Origin of the sequence: Flavobacterium saccharophilum, from assembly GCF_900142735.1 — a bacterium.
Classification (GTDB): domain Bacteria; phylum Bacteroidota; class Bacteroidia; order Flavobacteriales; family Flavobacteriaceae; genus Flavobacterium; species Flavobacterium saccharophilum.
This window is the reverse complement of the sequence record NZ_FRBY01000008.1, coordinates 16,584-28,057: the sequence shown is the minus strand read 5'-3', so window position 1 is coordinate 28,057 and position 11,474 is coordinate 16,584. Positions and strand designations below refer to the sequence as shown.

Genomic DNA, 11,474 nt, shown 5'->3' with positions numbered 1-11,474 from the left:
TCAACATGACCATTCCAGATTATGATTACAGAAAAAAACAATACTACATTAACATTTGAGGATTTCAAAACTGAAGTATTAAATGACTACAGAATTGCAGTAACCAGCCGTGAGTGTAGCCTTTTAGGTCGTAAAGAAGTATTGACCGGAAAAGCCAAATTTGGAATATTTGGTGACGGAAAAGAAGTTCCACAGCTTGCGATGGCAAAAGCCTTCAAAAATGGTGACTTCCGTTCAGGATACTATCGTGATCAAACTTTTATGATGGCGATTGGCGAATTAACTCCAAAACAATTTTTCGCAGGTTTATACGGTCATACCGATTTAGACTTTGATCCAATGTCTGCCGGAAGACAAATGGGCGGACACTTTGTAACGCACAGTTTAAACGAAGACGGATCCTGGAAAGACCTGACAAAACAAAAAAATTCAAGCGCAGATATATCTCCTACAGCCGGACAAATGCCAAGATTATTGGGATTGGCTCAGGCTTCTAAAATTTACAGAAATGTCGATGGCATCAAAATCAAAGACAAATTCTCTGTAGATGGAAACGAAGTTGCCTGGGGAACTATTGGTAATGCAAGTACCTCTGAAGGTTTATTTTTTGAAACCATAAACGCTGCAGGAGTTCTACAAGTTCCGATGGTAATGAGCGTTTGGGATGATGAATACGGAATTTCGGTTCACGCTAAACATCAAACTACTAAAGAAAACATCTCTGAAATTCTTAAAGGATATCAACGCGATGAAGATTCTAAAGGTTATGAAATTTTTAGAGTAAAAGGCTGGGATTATGCTGAGCTGGTTTCGACTTACGAACGTGCCGGTGCTATTGCCCGCGAAGAACATATTCCGGTATTAATTCACGTAAATGAATTAACACAACCACAAGGACACTCTACTTCAGGTTCTCACGAACGTTATAAGAATGGAGAAAGACTTGCTTGGGAAAGAGATTTCGATTGTATTCGCCAGATGCGTTTATGGATGATTGCCATCAATATTGCATCTCCTGAAGAACTTTCAGAAATTGATTTTGAATTGAAAAAAGAAGTTCTTGAGGCTAAAAAAGAGGCTTGGAATTCTTTCATCAACCCAATTATTGAAGATCAAAAAAATCTTTTGGCTTTATTGGAGCAAATTGCAGAAGCAAGCATCAATCATAAAGAAAGAATTGGAAAATATATTTCAGAATTAAGCGCTATCAAATCGCCTTTAAAAAAGGAAATGTTGGTTATAGCACGCAAAATATTACGTTTTGTAGAAGTACCAAATAGTAAAATTTTGTTATCTAACTGGATTACAGATTACATTTCAAAAACACAACCAAGATTTAGCAGCCATTTACATTCTGATTCAGATTTGAATGTTTATTCTGTACAAAAAGTGCTTCCGGAATATGCAGAAAATGCAAAACCGGATTCAGATGGCCGAATGATCCTTCGTGATAACTTCGACGCTTTGTTTACCAAATATCCTGAAACACTAATTTTTGGTGAAGATGTAGGAAACATTGGTGATGTAAACCAGGGCTTAGAAGGTATGCAGGAAAAATATGGAGAACTTCGTGTTGCCGATGTCGGAATTCGTGAAGCAACTATCGTTGGTCAGGGAATAGGAATGGCCTTGAGAGGTTTACGTCCAATTGCTGAAATTCAGTATTTAGATTATCTATTATATGCGATCCAAATCATGAGTGATGATTTGGCTACATTACAATACAGAACTGTTGGAAAACAAAAAGCACCGTTAATCATCAGAACTCGTGGACACCGTTTAGAAGGTATCTGGCATTCTGGTTCTCCGATGGGAATGATTATCAACGCTATTCGTGGAATCCATGTTTTGGTTCCAAGAAACATGACTCAGGCTGCAGGATTTTATAACGCTCTTTTAGAGACTGACGAACCTGCTTTGGTAATTGAATGTTTAAATGGATACCGTTTAAAAGAAAAAACACCTTTAAATTTTGGTGAATTCAAAACACCAATTGGTGTGGTTGAAACATTAAAAGAAGGATCTGATATTACACTTGTTTCTTATGGTTCAACATTGAGATTAGTAGAACAAGCAGCAACTGAATTATTAGATTTAGGAATTGATTGTGAAGTTATTGACATTCAGTCTTTACTTCCATTTGACATTAATAAAGATATAGTAAAAAGTATCGCGAAAACAAATCGTTTGTTAGTAATTGACGAAGATGTTCCCGGTGGAGCTTCTGCCTTTATTTTACAACAAATTTTGGAAGAGCAAGATGCATATGTTCATTTAGACAGCAAACCACAAACTCTTGCTGCAAAAGCCCACAGACCGGCTTACGGAACTGATGGTGACTATTTCTCTAAACCTTCTGCAGAAGATATTTTTGAGAAAGTATACAGCATGATGCATGAAGTTAATCCTTCTAAATTTCCTAATTTGTATTAAGGATTTAGAATGTATTAGATATAAAAAAAGCTCCAAATATTTGGAGCTTTTTTGTTTTCGCACTGTTTATCATTTCGCCGAAGGAGAAATCGCATCCAGAGAGTGACGCACTGTGTGTCTTTACTTTATGTGATTTCTCCTCCGTCGAAATGACATAAAATGAGAAAAAATCCGTTTTATCTGCGCTTTCGCTTTAGCGAATCCGTTTCATCCGCGTGCCATTCACCACAATACAACTACTTCGAAGCCAAAATACTCCTAGCTTTTTCTAAATCCTCAGCAGTATCAATTCCAATTCCAACATGTGTCGTTTCGACCATTTTAATACGTTTTCCGAATTCCAAATAACGTAATTGTTCCAATTTCTCAGACGCTTCTAAAGATTTCATTGGCAAACTATAAAAGTCTAATAAAGCCTGCTTTCTAAAAGCATAAATTCCGATATGCTGGAAATAACGAACACCAACATCTTTGTCTCTCGGATACGGAATTACAGAACGTGAAAAATACAATGCAAACTGCGACTGATCAACAACAACCTTCACATTATTTGGATTATTGATTTCCTCTTCATCTGTGATTTCGCGCATTAGCGAAGCTAAATCTATCTTGTGATCTTCATCATTTTTAAAAACTGACAAAACCTGTTCTAACGGTCCTGCTTCTGTAAACGGTTCATCCCCTTGAACATTCACAACAACATCAACATCCAGACTAAATATAGCTTCAGCAATTCGGTCACTTCCTGATTCGTGTTCTTTGATGCTCATAATGGCTTTTCCTCCATTTGAAACAATTTCATTAAAGATCAGATCAGAATCGGTAACAACAAATACATCATCAAATAAATTTGTTGCTACAGAAGCTTCGTATGTTCTTAGAATTACCGTTTTACCTCCTAAATCCTGCATCAATTTTGCAGGGAAACGTGTTGATGCATATCGCGCCGGAATTACAGCTATTATTTTCATTCTAATATTTTTAAATTTATTTTTTTCTTTGTGAAACTCTGTGAAAACCTTTGCGATTCTCTGTGGTAAAAATTATAACACAAATTTACACGAAGGTTTTCACAGAGATTCGCAAAGTTATTTTTACATAATTTTCACGGAAGTCATACTCAACGAACCCGCCAATAATTTATCATTAAACAAACTCAATTCTTCTGACTTTTCTTTTAAACCTAGCGTATACAACAAAGGCAAATAATGATCCGGTGTTGGAATTGCAATCTGAACCGCTTTACTCATTTTTTCGAAATCAATCAACGGCTGAAAATTTCCATCCAACAAATAATTATTTACCGTTTCTCTGGCTTCAATGGCCCAATCGAAACCGTAATTGTCTTTATCAAAATTTCTGAAATCTACTAAACGTAAATTGTGAACAATGTTTCCGCTTCCAATGATCAAAACACCTTTATGACGTAATGCTTGTAATTTCTGAGCCAATTCAAAATGATATTGTCCCGATTTTGTATAATCAATACTTAACTGAATTACAGGAACATTTGCTTCAGGATATAAATGTTTAATAACGCTCCACGCACCGTGATCTAATCCCCAATGTTCATCTAAATCAACATGAACAGGTTCTAATATTTTCTTCGTTTCTACAGCCAATTCCGGACTTCCTTTTGCCGGATATTGCACATCAAAAAGGGCTTGCGGAAAACCACCAAAATCATGAATCGTTCTTGGCATTTGCATGGATGTTACTTTGGTTCCTTTGGTAAACCAATGCGCAGAAATACACAAAATCGCATTTGGCTGCGGCAATGTTTTAGCCAAATTGCGAAAACCAGCTACAAACTGATTTTCTTCAATAGCGTTCATCGGACTTCCGTGTCCCAAAAACAAAACTGGCATTTTATCTGTAGTCGAAAACGTAGAGGAAATCGAATGTAAGTCGTTTAGTGTTGTCATTAGCTAAAGTTTTTTTTCGCCACGAATTCACGAATTATTCAAATAAAATTCGTGAATTCGTGGCGAAAAATTTATTCTTCAAAACTTTCGTCTTTAAATCCTATCAAATATAACTTATTTTTAGCACGTGTCATTGCCGTATACAACCATCGAATGTAATCGCGATCGATTCCGTTTGGTAAATATGGCTGTTCGATAAAAACCGTATCCCACTGCCCTCCCTGCGATTTATGACAGGTTATGGCGTAGGAGAATTTTACCTGTAATCCATTAAAATATTCGTTCTCTTTTACTTTTTGAAACTTCTTGTATTTTGTACTTTCATCTTCATAATCTTTCATCACCTCTTCATACAAACGATTGGACTCTTCGTAGGTTAAAGACGGAGATTCACTTTTAATCGTATCCAAAAGCAAAACTGTTTCAAAAGGTTTTTGATCCGGATAATCGACCATTCTGATTTTTACTTTGGCAAAAGTAAATCCGTATAGTTCTTTAATTCCGAACATTTCTAACACTTCAATAATATCTCCATTGGCAATAAATCCGGCTTCATCCGTTTCTTTCAGCCAGAAATAATTATTTTTTACGACCATCAAAAAATCGCCAACAGAAAGTTCACTTTCCTTAAACAAAATTCGTGTTCTTATTTGTTCATTGTATTGATTTGCTCTTTTATTCGAGCGCACAATAAAGGCCGTATCTTCAATGCTATAATTGCTGTACGCTGTGTTTATCGCATCCTGAATATCATATCCATCCGTTAAACGAACGATGTCTTTGAATTTTTTTACATTGAATTTAAACTCTGTAATAAAGCTTTCTTTAAGCAGTTCGCGTAATTCAGTTGCATTGTATAAAATTCCGGAATTCTCTTCCTGACGCATTACTTCATCCAATTCTATATGTTCCACTTCCTTATCGTAGTGAATACCTAAAGTTTGAATATCAAGTGCGGGACTAATATCTAAATTCACCGGAGGCAACTGAGCCGTATCTCCCAAAAGGATCATTTTGCAATTGGTTCCCGAATATACATACTGAATCAAATCATCTAAAAGCGATCCGTTATCATACAATTTCGAATCCGAATTACTGTCTGAAATCATCGATGCCTCATCGACGATAAAAATCGTGTTTTTATGTTTGTTGACCTGTTTGGTAAAAGCTACGCCTCCGCCAGAAGATTTTTTCGGAAAATATATTTTTTTATGAATAGTAAATGCAGGAGTATTCGAGTAATTGGCAATTACTTTTGCCGCACGGCCCGTTGGCGCCAGCAAAACATACTTCTTATTAATTTCCCCTAAATTATTTACAATAGTCGAAATCACCGTTGTTTTTCCTGTTCCGGCATATCCCTTCAGCACAAAAATGGTATCGTTTGCCGGTTCGGTTAAAAAGATGGCAATTTTTTGAAAAAAAATATCTTGTTTATAAGTAGGAGCAAAAGGAAATTTTCTTTGTAAAACGCCGTAAAACAGTGCTGAATTCATAGGGTAAAATTGAACTACAAAGTACGGTTTTTTAAATGGCAATTTCAATTTATAAAATTCCAATTTTTTTTAATCCAAAATTACAATACATTGACAATTTCAAATATCAAAAAAATAAACTGAAGCAAAATCAAACTGATTCACTTAAGGAAAGACGCGAATAAAAAAAGGTTTTATTGGAATTTGGAATTTTAAAAAATTGGAATTTATTTTTTTTCACTCATATGGCGAAAAAAACTTAACGATACCTTAAAATATATATTAAATTGTTTTTTGAAATTGCAATTATTATTGTTGCTTTTTAATTTGTAAGTTTGTATTCGAATTAAATTCTTTCTTGACACTATAACAGGTAATGAATTGAAAATCAAATTATGGCATTTCAAAATACTAATATCACATCAAAACTTTATAAAAAACTTTCTATTCAGGTTTCACTGACCGGATTCTCTTTTTGTTGTTTTGATACTTTAAATAATACCATAACTTCATTTAATGAAGTTAAATTTGAAACTACTCAAAAACCGACTAAAATTGAGGAGTCATTTAGTGATGCTTTCAAAAAGTATCCAGAGCTAAAAGATACGTATGACGAAATAATGGTCATTCATAATAACAATCTTTCCACTTTTGTTCCAACTGCTCTTTTTGATGAAAATTATCTGGGCAGCTATTTACAATACAACACAAAAGTTTTTGAAACTGATTTTTTCACCTTCGATACTATATCAAATTACGAAATGAATGCCGTTTACATTCCGTATGTAAACATCAATAATTTCCTGATTGATAACGTCGGATCTTTTGATTACAAACATGTTAACAGCATTCTAGTCGAAAAAATCCTTGATGCTTCAAGAAACAATGACGACAAAAAAATGATCGTCAATTTTAATCAGGAGCATTTTGAAATTATTGTAGTTCAGAATCAAAAATTATTGTTATTCAATTCTTTTGAATACAATACACCAGAAGATTTTATCTATTACTTGCTTTTTACGGCCGAACAATCGAATTTAAATCCTGAGATTTTCCCGCTCGAATTGTTAGGTACTATAGAAAAAAATGATCCTTTTTATGCCATCGCGTATAAATACATTCGTAATGTTTCCTTCTTAGATGTAAGCACATTACAAGAGAAAAATGACTTTTCTACTGCACAAAATCAAAAACATTATATCTTATTTCAATCATGAGAATCATTTCTGGAAAATACAAAGGACGCCGCATTTTTCCGCCAAAAAACCTTCCTGTAAGACCTACAACTGACATGAGTAAAGAAGCATTATTTAATGTTTTGAACAATCATTTTAGTTTTGACAGTTTAAAAGTTCTAGATTTATTTTCTGGAACTGGCAATATTAGCTTTGAATTCGCTTCACGCGGAAGTGCACCAATCACCTCTGTTGACGGAGATTTTGGTTGTGTAAAATTCATCAAACAAGTTTCATCAGAATATGATTTTGATATCGCCGCAACCAAAAGTGATGTTTATAAATTTTTAGAAAACTGCAAAACTTCTTACGATATTATCTTTGCCGATCCGCCTTACGGGTTAGATCAGGCTGCGTTTGAAAAAATTGTGCTAACCGTTTTCGAAAGAGATTTATTGCATGAAGACGGCATGATGATTATCGAACATTCAAAATATACTAAAATGGAGCATTTAAGTAATTTCTCTTTCCAGAAAAGTTACGGTGGCTCGTTTTTTAGTTTCTTCGAATTGAATTCAACTGACGATGACGAGGAATTACCAGACGATTCATTAAAAAAAGTTACAGAAGAAGACGAAGGATAATTTCCTTTAAAGCATAAGAAAGCCCTTGAAATTCAAGGGCTTTTTCTTTTATCTAATTCTATTTTCATTCTCATTGATACTTTTTTCGTTGAATTCCGTTTCTTTAATTTTTCCAAAAGAATATCGAACTGCAATCGAAATTTCGTGCGCATCAACCAAATATCTTGATTTTGAACTGACTTCATTGATCGTAAATTGCTCTTTATAGATCGTATTTCTAAAGATATCATTGAAGTTCAGCGTAATGTTCCAATTCCTGATCTTTTTCGAAAGTGACATATCCATTATAAAATTAGCACTTCTTTCAAAAACACCCTTATTTTGCTTAGTAGCACCCCACCATCCTACGACAAAAGTATAATCTTTGGGAAATTTGAATTCGTTGTTTGAATAATAATAGATGTATGGTTTTGAAGACAAAAAAACCGCAGACGAATCTTCAATTTTCTCCAAAATAAAAATAACAGAATTGGTCGTTGTCCAGAATTTATAAGTAAATGGAAGTTCAAAGTCAAGACTTATACCTGATTCCTTATCTAAATTTATTTCTTTGAAAGTCATTATATTATCATCTTCGTCATAAATAAAACTACTGTAAACCGGATTTTTATTCTGATAATAACTCAGCTTCACCGATTTATCCTGATATTGGAAAGTCGATGCAATTTCGTTAGTAAAAGTTGGGTCTAAATTGATATTTCGAGCGTAAAGAAAATAAGGATTTATATACGTTGCGCCCTGACTTAATGACGAATAATTGGGCCTGGAAATGCTTTTCGCATAATTTATACTAATATTTTTTGTGCTGTCAATAGGAAATGTAAACTGTGCTTTTGGAAAAAAGTTAGTATAATTTTTATCTATCAATGGCAATAAATCTGTTTTAAACTTTCCGTTTACATTCGTATTTTCAACCCGAACTCCAACAGAGAAATCAATTTTCTTAATTTTTCCCGAAAGTTGACTATATCCGGCTAAATTCTCTTCTTTAAAATCATAATGACTTACTTCATTTGTATTGGTTTCATAATAAAAGATATCAAAATCAGATTTTGAATCTGCGGCGGAGTACAGTCCGCCTACTTCAAATTTCATTTCATTTTTAAACTTCTTTTCAATATCAATTCTGCCTGAAAAAACATTGACTTTAAACCTCTGATCCCGAATCTGAGCTAATTCAAATTCTGTTTCATTAAAATTGTTTTGAACCTGACTCCACGAAGTCTGATCAAAATTAGAGTATTGTAATCCACTAAAAATTTGCGCATCGAGTGAATTTATCTTTTTATTATAATTTAAAGAAGAGTTCACAAAGTTTTTATCACCATTATTATCACTATACGTCACAACATTATTTACAACTTCCTGGTTTTTATTTTCTGTTACTGTATTAATAGGAAAAGTATCCGTCTGCAGTTTACTATTTATATTAAATGAAAAAGAATCCTCGTCGTTTATTTTGTAAAACAAACCTCCACCAAAAATAAACTGGGTTCTTTTCGTGAACGCTTCCACATCATAATTTGAAGTAATATTTGCCTGCGGAATCTCGTAGGCAATAGTGTGACTTTCCCATGGTTGCAACTGATTATAATTGAAATTAGCTTTCCATTCAATTTTATTTTTTTTGAAATTAGAATTAAATCCGAGATAATTATTGTAATTTTTCTTAAACGAAGCCACTTCTGAAATCTCTGTTCTAAAACTGTCTTTTTTACTAAATTTTCGAGTAATCAAAATCACGACACGCCCTTCAGCTTCATATTTAGCAGATGGATTCTGAATGATTTCAATTGTTTTAATATCGGCGACAGCCAAAGCATTTAAATCATTCATCCCAACTCTTTGATTGTCAATATAAATTAGCGGATTTCCTTTACCTACAACCGAAATACTTTCTTTGTCTGAACTAATTTGAATTGTCGGCAATTTGGCTAACAAATCAACTGAATTAGGAATTGAGCTGTATATAGAATTAGCAACATCCACTTTTATATTTCCGTTGGTGTTAGTAAAAGTCTTTTTATTTTGAGTAATTACAACTTCATTCAATTTGTTTGAAATGCTATCTTTTGGAATTTCGTTTTGTGCATTTGCAAAGAGCGAAAAAAAGAAAAGAATTAGAATCAGGAAAAGTTTAAAGGGCAAATAAAGGTTCATTCTAAAAGGATTTGATTTGATGCAAAAATGCCTTTAAAAATGCGTTTTGAAAGTTAATTGAAGGTTAATGCGGGGTTAATGCTGAAATTGTATTGTAAAAGCTTTATTTTTGGGATGAGAAAATTGCCTACAGATTTTATTGATCAGCGTGGGATAATCTCACGCAGATTATACAGATTGAAGCAGATTTAAAAAGATCAATTTTTAATCTGCTAAAATCTTTTTTAAATCTGCGTGAAAAATAAAATAAATCTGTTTAATCCGCGTCATCCGCGTCATCCGCGAGCCATAAAAACTATGAAACAAAGAATCAATTTATTAATAGCATTTTCAGTTGTCGCGTTAATCGTTTTGTCGACTGTACAATGCTATTTGGTAAAAACCACTTATGATTATAAAGTGGCGCAGTTTCATACGGAAATCAAAAATGAAATCGCTCAGATTTCTAATAATTACAGTGATATCGATTCGGTTCTGGTAGCTAAAAAGGAAGCACTATACAAATCATTATCAGAGAATTATCTTCAGGGAAAAAATTCTAAAATAGATATTAAAAACAGTATTGTTAAAAATGAATTCAGTGCTCTTTTAACGCAGAAAATCCAACGCAAGTTTGAAAGAGAATTACCAAATCTGAAAATCGATTTTGCCATCGTGCTCAACAAATATATTCTGTATAAAAACAGTAAAAAAGCTGATACCATATTCTGTGAAAAACCTTTTATAAGTAATAAGCTATATGGCAACTTAGCCTCTTTAAACAATGCCTTTCTGGTTCGGAATTATGTTGGAACAACCAATGGAACTTTCGAAAATCAGGATTACAGTTTGTTGACAGAAGATTCGATGTATGTTTCTGTCATTGATTGGGAAATGATTATTTTAAGAAGAATGACTTTCATTCTGATCTTATCCTTACTTTCTATCTTAACGCTAATTACACTTTTTGTAATAGCCATTAAAGCTTTAATCAAACAGAAAAAAGTAAGTGATGTCAAAACTGATTTCATCAATAATATCACACACGAACTCAAAACGCCTTTGGCAACTTTAGGGATTTCTACTAAAATTTTAGAGCAAAAAAACATTCGTGAAAACGATGAAAATTTTAATGCGATTGTCAATACGATTTCGCGTCAGAATAATCGTTTACAAAATCTGATCGATCAAGTTATGGCAAATTCATTGGCAGAAAATGAAATTGAATTACAGAAAGAAAAAATAGAAACCGAAGATTTTCTGCTTTCCATTGTAAATGATTTTAAAATTACATTTCCGAAAATTAATCTTAAAACCGATTTTCAAACTCAGAAAACCATTTTGGTTTTAGATAAATTCCATCTGACAACCGCTTTTTTAAATGTTTTGGAAAATGCTGTAAAATATGGTTCAAAAACGATTACCATAAAAACCAGAATCATAGAAAATCAGTTTTCGATCAGTATTGAAGATGATGGAATAGGAATTGAAAAGAACAAACAATCACTTCTTTTTGACAAGTTTTATCGCGTACAACAAGGAAACCTGCACAACACAAAAGGCTTAGGATTAGGTCTTTATTATGTAGATCAAATTGTAAAAGCGCATCAGGGTTCTGTTAAAGTCGTGAGTGATTTAGGAAAAGGAACCGAGTTTACTATTTTATTAAAAGTTTAATTACCT

At 33.3% G+C, this 11,474-nt stretch carries 8 protein-coding genes; 4 read left to right on the top strand and 4 right to left on the bottom strand.

The features are described from left to right. The first annotated feature begins 21 nt into the window (after positions 1–21). Positions 22–2,433, top strand: a complete 2,412-nt coding sequence (locus BUA98_RS21910) for an alpha-ketoacid dehydrogenase subunit alpha/beta (protein ID WP_072976111.1) — start codon at positions 22–24, stop codon at positions 2,431–2,433. Positions 2,434–2,669: 236 nt separating this feature from the next. On the opposite strand, the gene kdsB is transcribed toward BUA98_RS21910, so the two are convergent. From kdsB to BUA98_RS21895, 3 genes are all read right to left on the bottom strand, one after another. After that, complete coding sequence (gene kdsB, locus BUA98_RS21905; protein WP_072976109.1) at positions 2,670–3,404, bottom strand: 3-deoxy-manno-octulosonate cytidylyltransferase; 735 nt, start codon at positions 3,402–3,404, stop codon at positions 2,670–2,672. Between the two features lie 123 nt (positions 3,405–3,527). Next, positions 3,528–4,358, bottom strand: coding sequence for a 4,5-DOPA-extradiol-dioxygenase (gene ygiD, locus BUA98_RS21900; protein ID WP_072976105.1), 831 nt, complete (start codon positions 4,356–4,358; stop codon positions 3,528–3,530). A gap of 71 nt (positions 4,359–4,429) precedes the next feature. Next, positions 4,430–5,854: an ATP-dependent DNA helicase gene (locus BUA98_RS21895; protein WP_072976103.1), complete on the bottom strand. Its 1,425-nt coding sequence runs from the start codon at positions 5,852–5,854 to the stop codon at positions 4,430–4,432. Positions 5,855–6,228: 374 nt separating this feature from the next. Here BUA98_RS21895 and BUA98_RS21890 point away from each other — a divergent pair, with 374 nt between their 5' ends. Continuing rightward, positions 6,229–7,050: a DUF3822 family protein gene (locus BUA98_RS21890; RefSeq protein ID WP_072976101.1), complete on the top strand. Its 822-nt coding sequence runs from the start codon at positions 6,229–6,231 to the stop codon at positions 7,048–7,050. Continuing rightward, entirely contained in the window at positions 7,047–7,652 is a 606-nt protein-coding gene (locus tag BUA98_RS21885; RefSeq protein ID WP_072976100.1) for an RsmD family RNA methyltransferase, read from the top strand. Before BUA98_RS21890 ends, BUA98_RS21885 begins: the two co-directional genes overlap by 4 nt. Before the next feature lie 48 nt (positions 7,653–7,700). Here the strand turns inward: BUA98_RS21885 and BUA98_RS21880 are convergent, their stop codons facing one another. Continuing rightward, positions 7,701–9,812, bottom strand: coding sequence for an outer membrane beta-barrel family protein (locus BUA98_RS21880; protein ID WP_072976098.1), 2,112 nt, complete (start codon positions 9,810–9,812; stop codon positions 7,701–7,703). A gap of 297 nt (positions 9,813–10,109) precedes the next feature. On the opposite strand from BUA98_RS21880, the gene BUA98_RS21875 reads away from it, so the two are divergent. Then, the gene (locus BUA98_RS21875; RefSeq protein ID WP_072976169.1) at positions 10,110–11,468 is read left to right on the top strand and encodes a sensor histidine kinase; all 1,359 of its coding nucleotides are present in this window, start codon (positions 10,110–10,112) and stop codon (positions 11,466–11,468) included. Positions 11,469–11,474 lie beyond the last annotated feature (6 nt).